A 20001-nucleotide genomic window follows, 5' to 3' on the forward strand; every position below is an offset into this window, starting at 1 on the left:
ACCATGATCGCAAATCTCATGGCGCTCTCCGTCCGCATGCGTTGGACGGTACTCGCCCTTTTCTTGGTCATCGGCGGCCTCGGCCTCTGGCAGCTTACGAAGCTGCCAATCGACGCAGTGCCAGATATCACCACTAATCAGGTTCAGATCAACACGATCGACCCGCGTTTGTCGCCAGTCGAAATCGAGAAACTCGTCACCTATCCCGTCGAAATCGCCCTAGCCGGCATTCCAGGCCTTGAAACCACACGTTCGATCTCGCGCAATGGTTTCAGCCAGGTCAGTGCGATCTTTACCGACAGCACCGACCTCTACTTCGCGCGCCAGCAGGTTGGGGAGCGCCTGCGACAGGCAACCGAAAATTTGCCTGACGGTGTACAGCCGCAGGTCGGACCAGTCTCGACCGGTCTCGGTGAGATCGTCATGTACACAGTGGGCTATGCCAATCCAGACGGAAAGGGCGCCAAAAAAATCGCAGGCCAACCAGGGTGGCAGCCTGACGGTAGCTATCTGACGCCCGAAGGCGAACGACTAACGGATGCGGTTGCCAAGGCGAGCTATCTGCGAACTGTCCAAGACTGGATTATCGGCCCGCAGCTTCGCTCGGTGAAAGGCGTTGCCGGCGTCGATTCCATTGGTGGCTATGCGAAGACGTTTGTGGTCGAACCAGACCCGACGAAACTCGCCAGTTTCGGCATCTCGTACAGCGAACTCGGCGAGGCTCTCGAAAACGCAAATCTCGCGGTGGGCGCCAATTACTACAACCGTGGTGGCGAAGCGTACCTTGTGCGCGTCGATTCCCGCGTGCGCACGGTCGATGAGATCAGCAATGCTGTCGCGGCGACGCGCGGGGGAACCCCAATCACGGTCGGCCAGATCGCCAACGTTCGCGTTGGTGGCGATCTGCGAACGGGTGCGGGTAGTATGAACGGCGAGGAAGCGGTCATCGGCACGGTGCTGATGTTGATCGGCCAGAACAGCCGGGTTGTCGCCACGGAGGCCTCGTCCAAGCTCGATCAGGTTGCGAAAACACTGCCGCCGGGCATCCAGGTCAACGTGGTGTTGAACCGCGCTGAATTGGTTGGCGCGACGGTGGCGACGGTCCAGCGCAATCTGACCGAAGGCGCGATTCTTGTTGCCGTGGCGCTGTTCCTGCTGCTTGGCAACTGGCGCGCCGCAGTGATCGCGGTGCTGGTCATCCCGTTTTCGTTCCTGATGATGGCCATGGGAATGAACGCGTTCAAAGTCCCCGGCAATCTAATGAGCCTGGGGGCGCTCGACTTCGGCCTAATCGTTGATGGCGCCGTTATCATCATCGAAAACTGCCTCGCCAGACTGGCGCACCGGCAGGAACATGAAGGCCGACTGCTCTCGCTCCGCGAACGACTGGAGGAGACGATGCGGGCGTCGCAGGAGATGATCAAGCCGACCGTCTTCGGCCAAGCGATCATCCTGCTCGCGTTCGCACCGCTGCTCACATTTACGGGCACCGAGGGCAAAACGTTCTCGCCGATGGCGATAACGATTATGCTCGCGCTGGTGGCCGCGTTCGCGCTCGCAATCACGCTGGTGCCAGCGCTGGTTGCAATCCTGATCCGCGGCAAGGTTGCGGAGAAGGACGTATGGCTGATCCGCAAGTCCAAAGAGCGCTATCTGCCGTTGCTGGATCAGGCGATTGCGCGTCCGTGGCCATTCATCCTCGGCGGATTGGCTTTCTTCGTGGCGGCCATACCAGCGTTTGGGCTGCTAGGCTCGGAATTCATTCCCCAGTTGGACGAGAAGAACCTCGCCTTTGCATCGACACGAGTGCCCTCGGTCAGCCTTGATCAGTCGCTGGCGATGGAACGCAAGGTCGAGGAGGCGGTAATCAAAATTCCGGAAGTCGCCTTAATGTTCTCGAAGACGGGCACTGCGGAAGTTGCAAGCGATCCGATGCCGCCGAACGTCTCGGATGGCTTCGTTATCTTGAAAGAGAAGGACCAGTGGGCGGAAGGTACAACCAAGGCCGATGTGGTCGCCAAGATTGAGAAGGCGACCGGCGGTCTTCTTGGCAATCTTTACGAGGTCAGTCAGCCGATCCAGCTACGATTTAACGAGCTGATCGCGGGTGTCCGTGGCGATGTTGCGATCAAGCTCTACGGCGACGATCTCGACAAGATGGCGCTGACGGCAAATGAGATGGTGCGAGTACTCCAGACCATACCCGGTGCGGCCAGCGTCAAGGCCGAACAGGTCGGTGGCGCGCCAGCGCTCGATGTGAAACTCGACCGCGCCGCGATCGCGCGCCTCGGTCTCACCGTCCGCGACGTTGCGGATACGGTTGCGGCAGGGCTCGGCGGGCGTGAATCGGGGCTTGTGTACGAGGGCGACCGGCGTTTTGACGTCACCGTGCGCGTCCCTGAGGCTACCCGCGCCAATCTCGACGACATCCGCTCGATGCCGGTGCTGCTCCCGGAGGTGGAAGGGAGGCCGCGCGCCCAGGTGCCGCTGGCACAGGTCGCGCAGATCCGGCTTACCGAAGGGCTAAATCAGATCAGTCGTGAGAACGGCAAGCGTCGCGTGGTCGTCCAGGTCAATCTCGGCGGACGCGATGCCGGTTCGTTCGTTCAGGAAGCGCAGGCGAAGATCGCACAGGTTAAGCTGCCGGCGGGCTATTACCTCGAATGGGGCGGTCAGTTCGAGAACCTTGCCGCGGCATCGAAACGGCTGTCGATCGTGGTGCCGTTGTGCTTTCTGGTCATCTTCGGGCTGCTTTACATGGCACTGGGTGGATTCGGCCGTGCGGCGGCGGTGTTCCTGGCGGTTCCCCTAGGGCTCGCGGGCGGCGTCTTCACGCTCGTCCTCACCGGCATCAACTTCTCGGTGTCGGCGGCGGTGGGGTTCATCTGCCTCGCCGGCGTGGCAGTACTAAACGGGCTTGTCGTCATGACGGCGATCCGGGACCGGAGTGAAGCTGGACTGCCCATCGCGCAGGCCATTCGTGAAGGCATGGCCGAGAAGATGCGGGCGGTCATCATGACGGGTTTCGTGCCGGCGATCGGCTTCGTGCCGATGGCGCTCGCGCACGGCACCGGCGCTGAGGTCCAGAAGCCGCTTGCGACGGTCGTGATCGGCGGCCTGATTGCGGCAACTATCCTTACCTTGCTCGTGCTGCCGGCGCTCGCGAAAGTGATCCTTGGGCGTACCGAGGACCAAAAAGATCAAGAAGGTAGCACGCCGCACGGCGAGGATACTGCCCCTTTGAGAGGAGAAGCGTAATGGGACAACCCGCTCGAAAATTGCTGCGGATCTACACAGACGAAGCGGCCTATATCGGCGATCGCAAGGTTTTCGAATATGTCGCCTCGCTGGCGCGCGATCGGAAGATGGCGGGTCTCACGGTGCTTGAGGCGCTGATCGGGTTTGGGGCGTCGTCGCACATCCACCGCCGCCATGTGCTCGAAAGTGATCGAGCCGTGGTGATCGAGATCGTCGATTTTGAGGATGCGTTGCGCGCGTTCGTTGCCAGTCTGGAAGATGTACCTGACATCGGCCTCATCACTCTCGAAGCCGTAGAGGTCATCGGGGGCAAGGCCAGTAAAACGCTGGAGAGCTCTAGCCAATGAGGATCGGCCCCGCACGCGCCGAGGCTTGGTCGGTACCAGCCCCTGGCGTCCACGCAGCTCCCATAAATTTCCCGCTTAATCGGGGAGGCCGCTTTTGCGCGGAATCCGGTTCGGCTGTGTCGGGGCCCGGCAGGACAGGCAGTCATGAAGGAAGAGACGATTTTCGATTTCAATATGTCAGCACTGCGAGTGTGGTCGCTGATCTCCGATCTGAGGGGCTTTGCACGATGGCACCCGATCTATCGCATCGCGGGCGAGGCCGAACGTGGTGCCGAAATCGATGTGACGTGGCTCCTGTTCGGCGGCGATCGGAAAATGACGACGCAAATGATCATCACTCGGCTGACGAAACCCCAGCTCATCGGATGGCAGATGGGTGTGCGAGGTTTTCTCACCTTGGACGAACGCTACGAGATCGAGCCTATCGCGAACGGCGTCTCAATTCACCATTCGGTGGAATGCCGGGGCATCTTTGGCGGCCTGGTCGGCCGCATGATGCGCAAGGGTCTGCGGCGGACAATGCGGCTGCAGGATGCGGCGTTTCTCGCTCTCCTGCGGCGGCAATCGCGACTGCCGGGGCAGTCCACGCGGCATCATCGGCGCCCCATCAAACCACCGCCTCCTCCTCGCGGCGCCGCCAACGACTGACGGGGCGATATTCGGAAGAAGAAACCCATCATGGTAGATAGCCGTGCGCCCCAAGGGCTGCTGTGCCCGACATGCCGCGTCGATCTCGTCATGAGCGAGCGGCAGGGCATCGAGATCGACTATTGCCCGCAATGTCGTGGGGTCTGGCTCGATCGCGGCGAACTCGACAAGATCATCGAGCGCAGCGTCGGAGACGACAGCGCGCGGCCGTTGAGCGGCGTTCGTCTTGGAATATCCGAAGATCGCGGTCATGGCAGGAAGCACGGCTACGAGCGGGAACATAAGGGCCGCCGCAAGGGCTTTCTGAGCGAATTGTTCGACTGACTGCGATGGATCGGCCGCCACACAACGAGTCCTTCGGGTGTCCGTGTGAGAACGGCCCGCGCCATGGGCGTGCCCCCTGTAGCGCCCATGGCGATAGATCGTGGAATGACGGGGAAATAGCGGCTCGGCGCCTCCGGAGCGGCCCGGTTCGGGGGATCATCCTCGCGACCGGGCTTGCTCTGGCGCCGGGCCTGCTCGGCTGCTCGCCAGTCACCAACAAGAGCGAGGCCGAAGCATCTCGTGATCGCGAGATGCCCGACTTCATCGGTGAGCATTTCTACGCCCGCCCTGATGGTTCACGCCTCGATGTGGATTTCCTCGGCGATGGCCTGACCCTCGACATAAAGACCCGCCCCAACGCCGCTCCGGAACGGGTAATATCGCCGGCAAACGGGCGGGCCTATGTCGGCCGCAACCTCAACGTGTCGATCTCAGGCGGCGACCGGATCACGCTCAAGCGCCCCGGCGCGCGCGCTTTGGCCTGCAACAGGGTGCTGGCCTATCGGGATTCAGCGGACGAGATCGCGAGCGGCCAGGCCGGAGGATCGGCCGCATGATGACGATCTCGTCCTGGGAGGAGTCGTTTTCCCATATCGTCAGCCTCGCCCTGGCCTATGCGCTGGCGCTTCCGGTTGGCTGGAACCGGGAAAAGGACGAACGCAGCGCCGGCATCCGGACCTTTCCGCTGGTCGCCATCGCCAGTTGCGGTTTCGTGCTCGTCGGTATCGCCATTCTCGGACGCACATCGCCTGCCCAAGCGCGCCTGCTCGAAGGATTGATTACCGGCGTCGGCTTCATCGGCGGCGGCGCCATATTGAAGCACGCTGGCAAAGCATCCGGGACCGCGACCGCTGCGAGCCTTTGGGCGACCGGAGCGCTGGGCGCTGCGGTCGGCTATGGTCTTTACGACATCGCGGTGACCCTCAGCCTGACCACCTTTCTGACGTTGCACCTCTCTCATCCGCTGAAGCGCGCCTCCCAGGATCGCACCGAGCCGGCTGATCGACAATGAGGCACAATCGTCCCTCCGAAACTCGCACGACGCGGCGAGTGCCCAAGACTGGCGGGCAATGCGGGCCGGTGTCGTCGCCTCCAAGCGACGACCGTCGTTCGCGCTTGGAGCGGTGGGCGTCTCTGCTCGAACGCGATCCGCACCGGCTTGTCGCGCTGCTGCGTCCGTCATGGGCAGCGGGCGACGACATCGCCCCGATGACGGCGAGCCCAAGTGCCATCGATCTGGCCTGGGCCGATCCGGTGTTTCGCGTGACGGGTCTCGCGGGACGCTCTCGGGGCGACGTGAGAGCGTTTTTCCAGCTTTCGGATGCCGAGCTGGACCGGATCGCAGCGGGGTCCTGGCGCGTCCCGCTGCGGCCTGCCTGGCAGGTCGCGGCGCGCATACGCAACGTGGCAGATCCGCGCCCTGAAAAACTGATCCTGGTCGGCGTCATGGTCATGATCGCCAGTGTCGTGGGAGCTGCCCAATGGCTTGGATGAACAGGCTCTTCCCGGGAGGTAATATGACGCCGGTTCGGTTTGGGTTCGCCGGCATAGCCCTTGTGCTGGCGTCGGGCTGTTCGGAACAGCCTCGCAAGGCGAAACCCACGGAACAGGAAATCCACGCTGGCGACAGCGGCGATGCCAGCGGCATCCCCGGTCGCCACCCCTATCGTTGCGACGACGATCGCCCGCTCCTGGTCGACTTCAAAAATGAGGGCCTGACGCTTGAACTGCGCCGCGACGGGAACGTTGCACCGGTTGTGCTGACCGCGCCCGCGGCCGGGCTTCAATATGTCGGCGACACGATGAGCGCGATGTTCTCGGGCAACGAACTCAAGATCGAGGAAGGGGACAAGCCCCCTGTCTTGTGCAGGAAGGATACGAGCTTGTGACCAACCCACCTGGCACAGAGGGGCGCTGACGATGGCGGCGCTCAAATTCTCCCTGATCCCCATGATCGCGATCGTGATCGGCGCGCTGATCGCCGGATGGCGCACCCCCGGCGAGAAGCTGGTAGCGGCCATGCAGCATCTAGCGGCCGGCGTGGTATTCGCCGCTGCTGCGACGGAGATTCTGCCGCTGGTGATGCATGCCGGTTCCCCGACCGCGACGCTGATCGGCGGGGCGCTAGGCGTCGCGGTGATGCTCGGCCTCAAGGCGGCGGAAAGCCGTTTTGAAGGGCCGGTGGCGCTGCTTGCCGCGATCGGGCTCGATCTGGCGATAGACGGCTTGGTCCTCGGCCTCGCCTTCATCGCCGGCGAGAAAGCGGGCACGCTGCTGGCCGTCGCACTGACCCTCGAAGTGCTGTTCCTGGCCCTGACCCTCACCAACGATCTGGCGGGGCGGTATCGCAAGGCGAAGGCGATCGGCCTGACCTGCGCGCTGGGGGTGCTGGTGCCGATCGGCGCGCTGGTCGCGCAGCCGGTGGCGTTGCTGTCGCCGATATGGATCACCGGATTCCTGAGCTTCGGCTTGATGGCGCTGCTTTATCTCGTCACCGAAGAGCTGCTGGTCGAGGCCCACGAGAAACCGGATTCGCCGCTGATCAGCGCGATGTTCTTCGTCGGCTTCCTCATCCTCCTGCTGATCGAGGAAATCATGGCATGACGGCTTCACCCGACGCAAAGGTCGCGGCCGAGCGCCGCACGCTCTGGATCGTGCTGCTGCTCAACGCGGCGATCGCCGTTGGTTTCTTCGTGACGGGCCTGATCGGCGATTCCAGCGCGCTCATCGCCAACGGCGTCGACAACCTGTCGGACACCGCGGTCTATGCGCTGAGCCTTATTGCGCTCAGCCACGGGCGGATGTGGAAGACGCGGGCGGCAACCGCGTCGGGCGTCATGCTGCTGATCTTCGCGGTTGGCATCCTGATCGACGTCGGCCGCCGCTATGTCCAAGGCAGCGATCCGATCGGCCCGACGATGATGGTGATGTCGGCCATCGCAGGCGTCGTGAACTATGTCTGCCTGCGCCTGCTCCAGAAGCTCAAGCAGCCCGATGTGAACCTGCGTGCCGCGACCACGTTCAGTTTTAACGATTTCATCTCCAATGGCGGCATCCTGATCGCGGGCGCCCTGGTGCTTTGGCTGGGGACGAATTGGCCCGATCTGCTGGTGGGCCTGGCTACCGCTCTTATTGCGATCAAGGGCGGCATCGAAATCCTGCGCGACGCGCGGGCAGAAACCAAGACCAACGCGGAGACGGCGTGATGACCGAAAAGCTCGAACTCGATATTCCCGTCCTGCTGCCGGAGGTTCCCGACGCGGCCGATGCCTGTGTCGGGCGTCTCGTCTCCACACTGAGCGCCAAGCCCGGCGTCGAGCGCGCGCACGTCCTGCCTGCCGATGGCGATACGCCGGCGAAGCTCTGCATCCATTTCGACGGGGCGGCGCTGCCGCTGCCGCGTGTGCGCGAGATGGTGCGGGCGGCGGGCGCCGATATCAGCGGGCGATACGGCCATGCGACATGGCAGGTCGAAGGAATCGGGCACGAGCGCCGCGCCCGCACTGTGGGCGAGACCCTGTGCCAGATGCCCGGCGTGCTGCAGGCCGACGCCAGCGCCTCGGGCAGCGTCCGCGTCGAATATGACAAGGAGCGCGTCGACGAGGCGGCGATCGTCGCGGCGCTCGGCAAGCTGAAGGTCAAGCCGGGCAAGCGCACGGGCTCCGATCATGCCGGCTCTCATGCGGGACACGATCACGGCGCCGGCGACCATGCCGGGCACGATCACGGGCCTGGCGGCCATGCCGAAGGCGCAGAAAAGCACGGACCGGGCGATGGCCACGATCACGCCCATGCCAATTTTCTCGGCCCCAATACCGAGCTGATCTTCGCGCTCGCCTGCGGCGCGCTGCTGGCGATCGGCTTCGCGATCGAAAAGCTGGTGGCGGGCGCCCCCGACTGGCTGCCGACCGCCTTCTATGTCGGCGCCTATGTGTTCGGCGGCTTCTTCACGCTGCGCGAGGCAATCGACAATCTAAAGCTCAAGAAATTCGAGATCGATACGCTGATGCTCGTCGCGGCCGCCGGCGCCGCGGCGCTCGGCGCCTGGGCGGAAGGCGCGCTGCTGCTGTTCCTGTTCAGCCTCGGCCATGCGCTCGAGCATTATGCGATGGGTCGCGCCAAGCGCGCGATCGAGGCGCTGGCGGAACTCGCGCCTGAAAAGGCGACGGTTCGCCGTGACGGACAGACGACGGAGCTTCCGGTCGAGGAACTCGTGGTCGGCGACGTCGTGGTCGTGCGCCCGAACGAGCGCCTGCCCGCCGACGGCTTCGTCATCAAGGGGTCGAGCGCGATCAACCAGGCCCCTGTTACCGGCGAGAGCATCCCGGTGGACAAGGAACCCGTCGCCGATGTTGAGGCAGCGCGCGCGAAGCCCGACGCGGTCGAGGCGACGTCGCGGGTGTTCGCCGGCACGATCAACGGCGGCGCCGCGATTGAGATCGAGGTGACGCGGCGTTCCAACGAAAGCGCGCTTGCCAAGGTCGTGAAGATGGTGAGCGAAGCGGAAACGCAGAAATCGCCGACGCAGCGGTTCACCGATCGGTTCGAGCGCGTCTTCGTGCCGGCCGTCTTGGCCCTTTCGTTCATCCTGCTGTTCGCGTGGGTCGTGGTCGACGAGCCGTTCCGAGACAGCTTCTATCGCGCTATGGCGGTGCTGGTTGCCGCCAGCCCCTGCGCGCTAGCGATCGCTACCCCGAGCGCGGTGCTGTCCGGCGTCGCGCGCGCCGCGCGCGGCGGCGTGCTGGTGAAGGGCGGTGCGCCGCTCGAAAACCTCGGCTCGCTGAAAGCGATCGCGTTCGACAAGACGGGGACGCTGACGGAAGGCCGTCCTCGCATCACCGATGTCGTCCCCGTCGACGGCGCGAGCGAAGAGGATCTGTTGGCGCTCGCCATCGCGGTCGAAGGGTTGAGCGATCACCCGCTGGCACAGGCGATCGTGAAGGATGGACGCGAGCGCTTGGGCGGGCGCGAGCTGCCGACCGCGACCGATCTCAAGAGCCTGACCGGACGCGGCGTCACCGCGATCGTCGACGGCGAAACGGTATGGATCGGCAAGGCCGAGATGTTCGGCGTGGAGGGTATCCCCACGCTGAATGCCGCTGCGACCGACGCCATCGCCATCCTGCGCGAGGGCGGGCGCACGACGATGGTGGTGCGCAAGGGCGATAAGGACATCGGCGCGATCGGGCTGATGGATACGCCGCGTGAAGCAGCCAAGGTTGCGCTCAAGCGGCTGCGCGAGATGGGCATCACCCGAATGATCATGATCTCGGGCGACCATCAGAAGGTCGCCGACGCCATCGCCAAGGATGTTGGGCTCGACGAGGCATGGGGCGACCTTATGCCGGAGGACAAGGTTGCCTCGATCAAGAAGCTCGCCGGCGAGGATAAGGTCGCGATGGTCGGCGATGGCGTCAACGACGCCCCGGCAATGGCGTCGGCGACGGTCGGCATCGCGATGGGCGCAGCCGGCTCTGACGTGGCCCTGGAGACGGCCGACGTTGCGCTCATGGCTGACGATCTAGCGCATCTGCCATTCGCGGTGGGCCTGAGCCGCCACACCCGCGGCATTATTCGGCAGAATGTGTTCGTCAGCCTCGGAGTGGTCGCGTTTCTCGTGCCCGCGACGATCCTCGGCCTTGGCATCGGCCCAGCAGTGGCGATGCACGAAGGCTCGACGTTGCTGGTTGTATTTAATGCGCTGCGGTTGCTCGCCTACCGCGATCCGGCAAAGCAAGTAGCGTGACGGCAGATCGCTATGACGCCTTGATCGTCGGCGGCGGACCGGGGGGCCTAACTGCAGCGATCTATCTTGCGCGTTATCACCGCCGTGTCGTCGTAGTCGATGAAGGGCATAGCCGAGCGAAATGGATACCGCTCTCCCACAACCACGCCGGCTTTCCAGACGGAATTGCTGGCGAGGAGCTGCTACGGCGGATGCGCGAACAGGCGGAACGCTACGGCGCCACGATACTGGCGGACCGCATTGAGACGATCGACGGCAAGGCCGATGCCTTTGAAGCGCAAGGGTCCACAGTGACGATCGCCGCGCGCGCCGTCCTGATCGCAACCGGGGTCGAGAATCGCCGCCCTGCGCTCGATGCCGATACGCACCGCGACGCGTTGCAGCGGGGGATGCTGCGCTACTGTCCGGTCTGCGACGGCTACGAGGCGAGCGGGCAGGCGATTGGGGTGATCGGCGCGAACACGCACGGCGTTGCCGAAGCGCTGTTCCTGCGCACCTTCTCGGAACGGATCACGCTTGTTGCGCAGGAGACGATCGACCTTGGTCCCGACGATCGCGCGGCGCTCGCGGCGGCCGGGATCGCAATTGCACCGAAGCCGCTGGCCCGGATGGACTTTTCGGACGACCGTGTTGCGCTCCACTTGACCAACGGCACCGAGCTGCACTTCGATACCGTTTATCCGGCACTCGGGTCGGACAGCAACAATGCGCTCGCGCGCCAGCTCGGCATCGATCTGAGCGACGATCGTTGCATCGTCGTCGATACCAAGCAGCGCGCGAGCGTCGCCGGCGTCTATGCGGCGGGCGATATCGTTATGTCGCTCGATCAGATCAGCGTCGCGATGGGCCACGCGGCGATCGCCGCGACCGCCCTCCACAATGATCTGCGCAACCGGGAAGGGGGGGGCACCGAGTCATGAAATGGCTGATCGTGTTCGACCTCGACGGGACGCTTGCGGAGAGCAAGCGCCCCTTGTCAGCCGAGATGGCGATGACGCTTGCGCGCTTGCTGGCGGTCGTCGACGTCGCGGTAATTTCGGGCGGCGACTGGCCGCAGTTCGACCGGCAAGTCGCCTCGCGCTTGCCGGTCGAGGCCGAGCGCGAGCGGCTGTGGTTGATGCCGACCACTGGCACGAAGCTTTACCGCTTTGTCGATGGTGCGTGGCGCGCGATCTATGCCGAGCTATTCGATGACGCGGAGAAGGCGAGCATCCGTGCAGCGTTCGACCGTGCGCTGTCGGAAGCGGGGCTTGCCGACGAACGCATTTGGGGAGAACGGATTGAGGATCGGGGAAGCCAGATTACCTTTTCCGGACTCGGCCAGGACGCGCCGCTGGAAGCGAAGGAGGGCTGGGACCCCGATCGTGCCAAGCGGACTGCGCTCCAGAAGACGCTACAAGCAGCGCTGCCCGGCCTTTCGATCAACCTGGGCGGCACTACCTCGATCGACGTCACCCGCGCAGGCGTCGACAAGGGCTATGGGCTGAAGCGGTTGAGCAAGGAAAGCGGCGTGCCGCTGGCCGGGATGCTTTTTGTCGGTGACGCGATTTATCCCGGTGGTAATGACTATCCCGCCGCCGAACTCGGGATCGACACGATAAGGGTCCGCGATGTTGCCGAAACTGCGGCTGTCGTGTCAGCGATCATCGCCTGTTTGAAGCATTGAAAGGCCAGTTGCTCAGCTGATCTTTGAACGCGACGAGGATTGAGCACGAAACGCATCATAATCAAGCACGTACCCCTACAAAATTCTTAGTTTGATAATAATGGTTATGTTAAATTCTGCCGATTCCGGGGCTATCAGAACACGAGTTCAGCCTGGCGTGGAACCGCTCTTGGCTGTTCTTGTCTGCCGCCAATCAGACCGCGCGCGCACCCTGCCAAAATATAAACGGCTTGGCGCTGCGCGCCGCGATTATGGTGATCGACGCAATAGCCTTGATAGTGACGCTTGAGCAAGCCAGCGCGCACCAGTTCCGACACCGCCCGGCTCACATTCGTCTTGCCCGAAGCCCGTACCTGCTCACGGATGGCGTCTTCGACCATAGCCGTGGCCTGACCCTCATCCATCGGCAACGCGCCGGACATTGCCAGATCGCTGCGTATCCGCTCTTCCAGGGTTACGCGACGGGGGTCGCGCTGCCCCATTGGCGTCAGCGCATCGCAAAGCCAGTCACGCAAGGGAATGAGACCGCCGCCTTTGGCTACCAACGGCCCTGCGCTGCCGTCGGAACGGGAAACTTGGGCAATCAGGTTGAGCACCATGAAGGCGTAGCGCGGCCGAGACGAGGACCGCGCAAGCATCTCCAACAAGGACGGCATATCCAGTTGCTGGTGGCTGTCGCCGATGATCGGAGCGTGCAACATAACGGGATTGAATCAAGCACATATGGGGGGTGAAGTGAATCCCATTTGGCCGGTGGCTTCATCATTTTGTCGGCTGTGACACTTTGCCCGGAGGTAAAGTGTCACGCGCGCCCTTTCATCATCGCACCGGGCAACTTCCGGCTAGGACGACCTGTGCATTTGTTGCGGGGAGCTGCCCGCAGAACGCATCCGGTCTTGTTTTTCAATGGCTTCGCCGAACGGTGACTGGACGAAACCGCTATCGAAATGCGAATCGTTCGCACTATGAGTAGTCTCGAGGATGCCGGCCGCTTGGGCGATATCACCGCATTCGAAGCCGAATGTCGGCAGGCGACGACGCTCGATCAGCTCAAATCCTTGCTCGATGCGATTGTGCGCCAGTTCGGATTCCGCTGGTTCGCATTGGTGCACAATGTCGACCTGAAACGCACCACCCGAAAAGCCCTGCTGATAACCACCTATCCGGCGCGCTGGGTCGAGGAGGTAATAGACGCGCGCCTCCATCTTGACGATCCCGTACACGTCGCCTGCGCCAAGACCGTGTCCGGGCTCACTTGGGATCAAATCGGCGATTATATCGCGCCCAATGCCCGCCAGCTTTCGATCCTTGAACGGGGTCGCGCGCATGGACTGGCATCTGGGTTTACTATGCCGATCAGGATGCGCGATGAGCCTGACGCGATGTTTACAGTAGCGCGGCAAGGCGACGAGACGATCTCAGGCCCGGACCTTCTCTCTGCCCGATTGATTGGCACGGTTGCGTTCGACCAGGCTCGAGCCCTTCTCGGTCCCGATGAACTGGCAAACGTCCCGATAGCGCTCAGCCCGCGCCAGATCGACTGCATTGATCTGGTGGCACAGGGCAAGAGCGACTGGGAAATCGGACAGATTCTGGGTCTGAGCCGCGACACTGTCCATGAATATGTCGAAGGTGCGCGCCGGCGGTATGGCGTGCGTCGCCGGACCCAGCTCGTGCTTCGCGCGGTCCGAGACGGACATCTGAACATCGACGCGCTCGTCTAGAAGCGTCGCTCCCCACGATAGCGAATAGGCGCTTCAGGTCTCTTCGACTTGAGGCTCAAGAGGTGGCTGGCGATCAACGCCGCCCTCCCTGCATTCCTGCCGTCTTGCACGACGTTCTACCTCCCCTCCCCCCTTGTGGGGGGATTGCCCGAAATTGCCCCACCGGGTTCAAAAGAGAGGTGATTTTCAACGGAGAGTGGTCGGCGCATTTTAATGCAGCGGCGCTGAAAAGCGGAGAAATCAGATGCAGCGCCTGCGCCTTGCCCTTGCCGTGCCGATCGTGGCGATGTCCGCCCAGGGGGCTCCTGCGTCCGCCAACGATCTGGGCTGCCAGGTTTTGCTTTGCCTCTCGAACCCGGGCGGTGCGACCCAGTACCCCGCCTGCGTGCCGCCTATGGTGAAGCTCTGGGAGCGTCTGGCATTAGGCGGTTCATTCCCCGGCTGCTCCGGTGGCGGCGTTGCGAAGACCAAGGTCTATGATCGCGATTCCGCTTCGCGGCGCCGGGTGGTGATGACGTTCACCGACGGGCGGCAGCAATCCTATTCGCTTGCGAATATTGAAAGCTTGCCAGCTTCTCCCAGCGAACAAGGGACCACACCACAGTGATCCTCGAGCTCGCAACCGTGGTCGGACTGGCGCAGCAATGCGCACCATCGGTTGCGGTCGAAACGCTTGTGTCGGTCGTCCACACCGAGAGTCATTTCAACCCCTATGCCATCGGCGTGAATGCGAAGGGCGTTGCCGCACCCCATCCCAGCGATCGGGTGTCGGCCGCCGCAGCCGCGCGATCGCTCATTGCCCGCGGTTACAACATCGATCTTGGCCTGGGGCAAATCAACAGCGCAAATCTCAGGTGGCTTGGCCTGTCGGTCGATGACGCTTTCGATCCCTGCCGTAATCTCGCCGCAGCCGCACGCGTGCTGGCTTCCAACTATCTGAACGTTGTGCGCTCCAGCCCTTCTACAGAGGTGGCCATCGCGACCGCCATGTCGATGTACAATACGGGCAGTCGTTCGCGCGGGTTCGGAAATGGCTACGTCGGCCGCGTCTATGCGTCGTCGAGTGTCGTCGTGCCGGCGATCAGGCGCCAAGCGATCCCAGAACCCGCCGCTTTGCCCGCGCCAGTGAAGCCGGAACCCACAGTCGCGCAGCCTTCGGCGGAGGTTCGCTCGCCGCGCGTCCAAGAGGCATGGGACACCACTGCGGGGCCGCAGACGGCATCATTGATGGTCTTTGGGGGAGCATCCAACAGTTCACCGAAAGGACAATCCGAATGACTGCCTTAGCGACCAATTCCAAGATATGGTTGACGCCGCGGCGGCGCACTTTCGCGCAATATCTGGCACTGTTTTTCGCGGTCATTGCGGTGTCGCTCCTGCTCACCGATCCGGCCCATGCCCAAGCGGCCGACGGCGTCACGTCGATGGCCGAGAATATCAAGACCTGGCTGACCGGTACTTTTGCGAAAACGATCGCGGTGATCGCGGTCGTCATCGTGGGTTTCATGTTCTTCACCGGGCGGGCAAGCCTGGGGCTCTTGGTCACCGTCATCGTCGGCATCTTCATCGTGTTCAGCGCACAGTGGATCGTCGATACCATCACTGGCGGCGCGTGAGTGCGCTGTGATGGACGATGAAAAACTCAGGGAAGAAACGCTCTTCCTGGCCGTGACCCGGCCGACGATGTGGTTGGGCGTTCCGATCGAAGCATCGCTGCCGATCGCGCTGGCGGCGTGCCTGACGCTCATCGTCACCGGCAACCCGCTTTACGCTTTTGCGCTAGCCGGGGCCTTTCTGGCCATAGCCCGGCTGATCGTGCGGCACGACGCAAACGCCTTCCGCCTCTTGTGGCTCTGGACAACGACAAAGGCTCGCTGTCGCAACCGGGGATGGTGGGGCGGTAGCTCTTACTCGCCCCTGCCGATCGATGGGGCGAAACGCCGGGGCTTTGCACATGGCTAGCCGGGCCAGTTCGTTGGGCGGCGCTGCCGCCCGGACGCCGTGGCGGATCCTCAAGAACGAGGCCGACCCCGCGCGCTATCTCCCCTATGCGCGTCATATCGACGACAATATCATTGCGCTCGACGGGCGCGACCTCATGATGATGTTCAAGCTCGAAGGCCTTGCATTCGAGACAGCCGACCCAATCCATCTCAACGACTGGCACGAAAAGCTCAACGGCACGCTGCGCAACATCGCCGACGATCGCCTCGCGATCTGGACCCATATCGTGCGCCGGCCAATCACGGACTATCCCGAAGGCGAGTTTCGCTCGGCCTTTGCGGCCGATCTCGATGCAAAATACCGCGCGCGGGTGACCGCCAAGCGGATGTTCGTCAACGAACTCTACCTGACCCTCATCATGCGGCCGTCGGTCGGATCGGCTGATCGTACCGGCGTACTGCTTCGACGCCTGGCATCGGCGCGCAAAGAGGGGACCGAAGTCGATGAGGACGAGCTTGCCCGCTTTGAGGACAAGGCGCGTGACATTGAGAAGCTCCTCGCACGCTGCCGGCCCCAACGCCTCCACTTGTACGAGCATAATGGCCTGATGTTCTCGCAGCCACTCGAGGTGTTTGAACTGGTGATGATGGGCCGCGCTGGCAGGGTGCCCCTGGTCCGCGGCCATCTCGGCTCCGCCATCTATGGGGAACGGGTGATCTTTGGCCGCGAGACGGTCGAGGTCCGGGCGCATGATGCGAGCCGATTCGTCGGCCTTTTCGGCATCCGCGAATATCCGGCCATGACGCGGCCAGGACAGATGAACGCGCTCCTGAGCCAAGATTTCGCATTCGTCGTGACGCAGTCCTTCGCGTTCATGGGCAAAGCGCGGGCCTCGGAGCGCTTGCGCCGTCGGCAGAACCAGATGGCCTCGACGGAGGATGCCGCTGCAAGCCAGGCGCTTGAACTGGCCGACGCGGCCGATGATCTGCAGAGCAATCGGTTCGTCCTGGGCGAACATCATTTCTCGCTGGCGGTCTTCGGTGAAAATCAGAAGCGCCTGGCCGAAAATCTCTCGACCGCACGGGCCGCCCTTGCCGACGCGGGTCTGGTAGCCGCTCGGGAGGGTCCGGCGCTGGAGGCCGCCTTCTGGTCGCAGCTTCCTGGCAACTTCGCATGGCGTGCGCGGCCAGCGGCGATCACGTCACGCAATTTTGCCGCGCTCTCGCCGTTCCACACTTTCCCCGCCGGCAAGCCCGATGGCAATCACTGGGGTGCTGCGATCGCGTTGATGAAGACCGCGGCCCAGTCTCCCTTCTATTTCAACTTTCATGTGAACGATCTTGGCCACACGCTGATTATCGGCCCATCGGGCGGCGGCAAGACCGTCGTCCAGAATTTCCTGATGGCGCAGCTGGAGAAAACCGGCGCGCAGCAGATCTTCATCGACAAGGACCGAGGGGCCGAGATCTACGTGCGGTCATCCGGCGGCACCTATCTGGCGCTGCGCAATGGGGTGCCGACCGGGTTTGCGCCGCTGCGCGCGCTTGACCAGACCCCGGGCAACATCGTCTTCCTCGGCAGGCTGATCCGTCATCTGGTGACCCCTTCTGGCACCCAGCTCGGCGTCACGCAGGAGAGAATGATCGACGAGGGCATACTCTCGATCGGACGCCTTCCACCGGAGGAGCGGTCCATTCTCGCGCTTCGTCAATTGCTCGGACAGCGCGATCCGGAAGGGATAGGCGCTCGGCTTGAGAAATGGTCGCGCGGCGGCGCACTTGGTTGGGTGTTCGACAATGACCGGGATGAGTTGACTCTCGAGGCCCGATTCATCGGTTTCGACATGACGGATTTTCTGGACAATCCCGAGATCCGCACGCCGCTGATGATGTACATGTTCCATCGGATCGATGCGCTGCTCGATGGCCGTCGCCTCGTGATCGATATCGACGAGTTCTGGAAGGCGCTGGGCGATGATGAGTTCCGCGCCTTCGCGCAGGATGGCCTGAAGACCTACCGAAAGCAGAATGCCTTTCTGGTGTTCGGGACGCAAAGCCCGGCTGACGCTCTGCGATCGGACATCTCGCATAGCATCATGGAGCAGGTCGCTACCAAGATCCTCTTGCCCAACCCCCATGGCCGGGAGGTTGATTATATCGATGGACTCGGCCTCACCCGCGCCGAGTTCAAGCTCATCAGAAACGATCTGATCCCCGAAAGCCGGCGGTTTCTGGTCAAGCAGGGTCACGATTCCATTGTGGTGGAACTGGATCTCGGCGGCCTCTCCGACGAGCTGGCCGTGCTCTCGGGCACCACCGAAACCGTCGGAATCCTCGATCAGGTTCGCCGCGAACATGGCGACGATCCCAGCCAATGGCTGCCCGTCTTTCACGAGCGCCGCCGTGCCACCACCAGAAGGAAAGGATAAGGTCATGAGAGCAATTCGAGCGCTGGCGGTTGTCGGCGGATTGGCGATCTCGGTGCCGGCGTTCGCGCAGGGCATCCCGGTCTATGATTCCAGCACGTTCCTGCAGACCCTCTCGACGGTGAAGAACACCCTGTCGATGATCGAACAGGGGAAGCAGCAGATTTCCCAGGCCACCGACATGTTCAACAGCGTCAACAAGCTGACGAACGTCAATCAGATTGCCTCGTCTCTGAACACCGACGCCGTTCGTCACCTCTTGCCAAGCGAAGCACGGGACATTCAGCGCCTTATGTCTTCGGACACGACAGGCCTCGGCAGTCTTGGATCTTCCGCAGATCGGATTCGCAGCAACTATCGGGTCGATCTTCCTGTGCTCCGCCCTGACGCGACCGCTTTCGAGCGTTCAAGCCGCGATTCAATCTCCCGCAATGGCGAAATGGCAGCGCGTGACGCGGCGATTGCCGAGGCAGCATATGGCGTCACCGCCCAGCGGACGACGGGTCTCGAGGAACTGCGCTCGTCGCTGGACACTGCGTCTGACGCGAAGGACGTGATGGATATTCAAGCCCGTGTCGGGGTGGAAAATGCTCATATCCAGAACGACTCGGTGCAACTCCAGGCTCTTACAATGAGGCAGCAGGCGGAGCAGCGCATTCGATCGCAGCAGGAGAGCGAGCAAATCTTAGCAAGTAAGCTTGGGAGCCTTCATCAATGAAGGCAACCATCTTCAGGGCATTTGTGCTTTTGGTCCCGGCGTTTCTGGTGGCGTGCCAACCCCCCGCCCGCGGAAAGGATTACCTCAAAGCTCACCCGCAAGAGCTCGCGGAAGTCCTGAAGGCGTGCGCCGATGGCACGCATCGCGACGCGCAGGAATGCTCGAACGCAGAGAGTGTGAAGACGCTCAACCAAAAGCTGCGCTCGCTGTCGCCGGCCCATTGACCGTGATGGAAACATGAGATGGCCGACGGGCTCTTCACCACGCTTTACACGAACATCGACGGCAAGCTCGACATGTTCCTCAACGAGCGACTGAACAATGTCATCGAGGTTGTGCGCGGCCCACTCGCGCTTGGTTTGGTCATCTACATCGCGCTGTTCGGCTACATGGTGATGCGCGGCATTATCAGCGAGCCGTGGGGCGAGCTGGTCTACCGAATGGTAAAACTATGTTTGCTTTACGTTGCGGCCACGACGGTCGCCTACACGGAGTGGGTAACAAACCCCCTATTCCACGGCATGCCTGATGCGATCTCGCAGGCGTTGGCGGGGCATACTGTCACGAGCGTTGGCAACGTGTTCGACGACTATTTCAGCCAGTGTGACGTCATCATCGCGAGGATCGAGACCGAGGCGGCAACGTACAGCGATATCAACCCCTATAAGCTTGTTTTGTACGTCCTGAGCCTCGGTTTGAAAGCGCTCGCCGGACTGTCTGCGGCGATCGGGTTCTCGATCACGGTTTTCGCGAAAGTAGCGCTCGCCATCATCATCGCGCTCGGACCGATCTTTATCGCGCTTTCTCTCTTTGAGACTACGCGCAGACTGTTCCACGGCTGGCTCGGGCAGGCATTCAACTTCATCGTTCTGATGGCCGTGATCATCGCCATCACGGCCTTGATTACCGACCTTGGTGCGACCGCGATCACTGCGTCGGAAGGTGTCGGAGACGCGGCGCTGGGTGCGGTACTGTTCGCCGTCTATATCTTTCTGGGAACGATCTTCTTCTTTCAGGCCCCCTCGATCGCAACCGGCATAGCCGGCGGGGCTTCCGCCGGTGTCGGTGCCTTTGCCGGCTCGGCGTGGGGGACCGTGGCGGCGCCGTTCCAGCAACGTCGCGTCGCCCGCAACAGTCGCAATCTCGAAAAGGCCGCTCAGCAGGGCGGTTCGGTGAGCCGCGCATGACGAAGGAAGCATCT

General features: G+C 62.7%; 23 protein-coding genes. 22 read left to right on the forward strand and 1 reads right to left on the reverse strand.

All coding sequences use genetic code 11. The annotated features are described in order from the left end of the window. The first annotated feature begins 3 nt into the window (after positions 1–3). The 13 genes from V473_RS19235 to V473_RS19295 all read left to right on the forward strand — a co-directional run bounded on the left by V473_RS19235 (position 4) and on the right by V473_RS19295 (position 11989). The gene (locus V473_RS19235; RefSeq protein WP_066608879.1) at positions 4–3258 is read left to right on the forward strand and encodes an efflux RND transporter permease subunit; all 3255 of its coding nucleotides are present in this window, start codon (positions 4–6) and stop codon (positions 3256–3258) included. Continuing rightward, positions 3258–3605, forward strand: a complete 348-nt coding sequence (locus tag V473_RS19240; protein ID WP_066608884.1) for a DUF190 domain-containing protein — start codon at positions 3258–3260, stop codon at positions 3603–3605. The genes V473_RS19235 and V473_RS19240 overlap by 1 nt, the downstream gene beginning before the upstream one ends. 144 nt (positions 3606–3749) lie before the next feature. Next, positions 3750–4253: an SRPBCC family protein gene (locus V473_RS19245; RefSeq protein ID WP_066608886.1), complete on the forward strand. Its 504-nt coding sequence runs from the start codon at positions 3750–3752 to the stop codon at positions 4251–4253. 30 nt (positions 4254–4283) lie between these two features. Further along, entirely contained in the window at positions 4284–4577 is a 294-nt protein-coding gene (locus tag V473_RS19250) for a TFIIB-type zinc ribbon-containing protein (RefSeq protein ID WP_082679235.1), read from the forward strand. 251 nt (positions 4578–4828) lie between these two features. Next, positions 4829–5134, forward strand: coding sequence for a hypothetical protein (locus V473_RS19255; RefSeq protein WP_066608891.1), 306 nt, complete (start codon positions 4829–4831; stop codon positions 5132–5134). Next, the gene (locus tag V473_RS19260; RefSeq protein ID WP_066608895.1) at positions 5134–5589 is read left to right on the forward strand and encodes an MgtC/SapB family protein; all 456 of its coding nucleotides are present in this window, start codon (positions 5134–5136) and stop codon (positions 5587–5589) included. Before V473_RS19255 ends, V473_RS19260 begins: the two co-directional genes overlap by 1 nt. A gap of 104 nt (positions 5590–5693) precedes the next feature. After that, the gene (locus V473_RS19265; RefSeq protein WP_066608900.1) at positions 5694–6071 is read left to right on the forward strand and encodes a hypothetical protein; all 378 of its coding nucleotides are present in this window, start codon (positions 5694–5696) and stop codon (positions 6069–6071) included. Between the two features lie 23 nt (positions 6072–6094). Beyond that, entirely contained in the window at positions 6095–6466 is a 372-nt protein-coding gene (locus V473_RS19270; protein ID WP_066608903.1) for a hypothetical protein, read from the forward strand. Between the two features lie 31 nt (positions 6467–6497). Then, positions 6498–7181, forward strand: coding sequence for a ZIP family metal transporter (locus tag V473_RS19275; protein WP_066608911.1), 684 nt, complete (start codon positions 6498–6500; stop codon positions 7179–7181). Further along, a complete protein-coding gene (locus tag V473_RS19280) occupies positions 7178–7783 on the forward strand; it encodes a cation efflux transmembrane domain-containing protein (RefSeq protein ID WP_066608920.1) in 606 nt (201 codons plus the stop codon). The genes V473_RS19275 and V473_RS19280 overlap by 4 nt, the downstream gene beginning before the upstream one ends. Continuing rightward, a complete protein-coding gene (locus V473_RS19285; RefSeq protein ID WP_066608921.1) occupies positions 7783–10323 on the forward strand; it encodes a heavy metal translocating P-type ATPase in 2541 nt (846 codons plus the stop codon). Before V473_RS19280 ends, V473_RS19285 begins: the two co-directional genes overlap by 1 nt. Continuing rightward, on the forward strand, positions 10320–11243 hold the full coding sequence (locus V473_RS19290; protein WP_066608922.1) for an NAD(P)/FAD-dependent oxidoreductase: 924 nt from the start codon (positions 10320–10322) through the stop codon (positions 11241–11243). Before V473_RS19285 ends, V473_RS19290 begins: the two co-directional genes overlap by 4 nt. After that, complete coding sequence (locus tag V473_RS19295) at positions 11240–11989, forward strand: HAD-IIB family hydrolase (protein ID WP_066608924.1); 750 nt, start codon at positions 11240–11242, stop codon at positions 11987–11989. Before V473_RS19290 ends, V473_RS19295 begins: the two co-directional genes overlap by 4 nt. 134 nt (positions 11990–12123) lie before the next feature. On the opposite strand, the gene V473_RS19300 is transcribed toward V473_RS19295, so the two are convergent. Then, the gene (locus V473_RS19300) at positions 12124–12690 is read right to left on the reverse strand and encodes a hypothetical protein (RefSeq protein WP_066608927.1); all 567 of its coding nucleotides are present in this window, start codon (positions 12688–12690) and stop codon (positions 12124–12126) included. 264 nt (positions 12691–12954) lie between these two features. On the opposite strand from V473_RS19300, the gene V473_RS19305 reads away from it, so the two are divergent. From V473_RS19305 to V473_RS19345, 9 genes are all read left to right on the forward strand, one after another. Further along, complete coding sequence (locus V473_RS19305; protein WP_066608929.1) at positions 12955–13713, forward strand: autoinducer binding domain-containing protein; 759 nt, start codon at positions 12955–12957, stop codon at positions 13711–13713. 244 nt (positions 13714–13957) lie between these two features. Next, complete coding sequence (locus V473_RS19310; RefSeq protein WP_066608930.1) at positions 13958–14320, forward strand: hypothetical protein; 363 nt, start codon at positions 13958–13960, stop codon at positions 14318–14320. Further along, positions 14317–14991, forward strand: a complete 675-nt coding sequence (locus V473_RS19315) for a lytic transglycosylase domain-containing protein (RefSeq protein WP_066608931.1) — start codon at positions 14317–14319, stop codon at positions 14989–14991. Before V473_RS19310 ends, V473_RS19315 begins: the two co-directional genes overlap by 4 nt. Continuing rightward, positions 14988–15329, forward strand: a complete 342-nt coding sequence (locus V473_RS19320; RefSeq protein WP_066608933.1) for a TrbC/VirB2 family protein — start codon at positions 14988–14990, stop codon at positions 15327–15329. The genes V473_RS19315 and V473_RS19320 overlap by 4 nt, the downstream gene beginning before the upstream one ends. Before the next feature lie 10 nt (positions 15330–15339). Continuing rightward, on the forward strand, positions 15340–15675 hold the full coding sequence (locus V473_RS19325; protein ID WP_056366786.1) for a VirB3 family type IV secretion system protein: 336 nt from the start codon (positions 15340–15342) through the stop codon (positions 15673–15675). Continuing rightward, positions 15668–18085 (forward strand): VirB4 family type IV secretion/conjugal transfer ATPase, encoded by a 2418-nt coding sequence (locus tag V473_RS19330; RefSeq protein ID WP_066608934.1) that lies wholly within the window; start codon positions 15668–15670, stop codon positions 18083–18085. Before V473_RS19325 ends, V473_RS19330 begins: the two co-directional genes overlap by 8 nt. A 4-nt stretch (positions 18086–18089) precedes the next feature. Continuing rightward, a complete protein-coding gene (locus V473_RS19335) occupies positions 18090–18800 on the forward strand; it encodes a TrbJ/VirB5 family protein (protein ID WP_024020100.1) in 711 nt (236 codons plus the stop codon). Continuing rightward, positions 18797–19024 carry an EexN family lipoprotein gene (locus V473_RS19340; RefSeq protein WP_024020099.1) on the forward strand — a complete coding sequence of 76 codons (228 nt, stop codon included), beginning with the start codon at positions 18797–18799 and terminating at the stop codon, positions 19022–19024. The genes V473_RS19335 and V473_RS19340 overlap by 4 nt, the downstream gene beginning before the upstream one ends. 18 nt (positions 19025–19042) lie before the next feature. Continuing rightward, the gene (locus tag V473_RS19345) at positions 19043–19987 is read left to right on the forward strand and encodes a TrbL/VirB6 family protein (RefSeq protein ID WP_024020098.1); all 945 of its coding nucleotides are present in this window, start codon (positions 19043–19045) and stop codon (positions 19985–19987) included. Positions 19988–20001: the final 14 nt, after the last annotated feature.

Source organism: Sphingobium cupriresistens LL01 (genome assembly GCF_001046645.1).
GTDB classification, from domain to species: domain Bacteria; phylum Pseudomonadota; class Alphaproteobacteria; order Sphingomonadales; family Sphingomonadaceae; genus Sphingobium; species Sphingobium cupriresistens.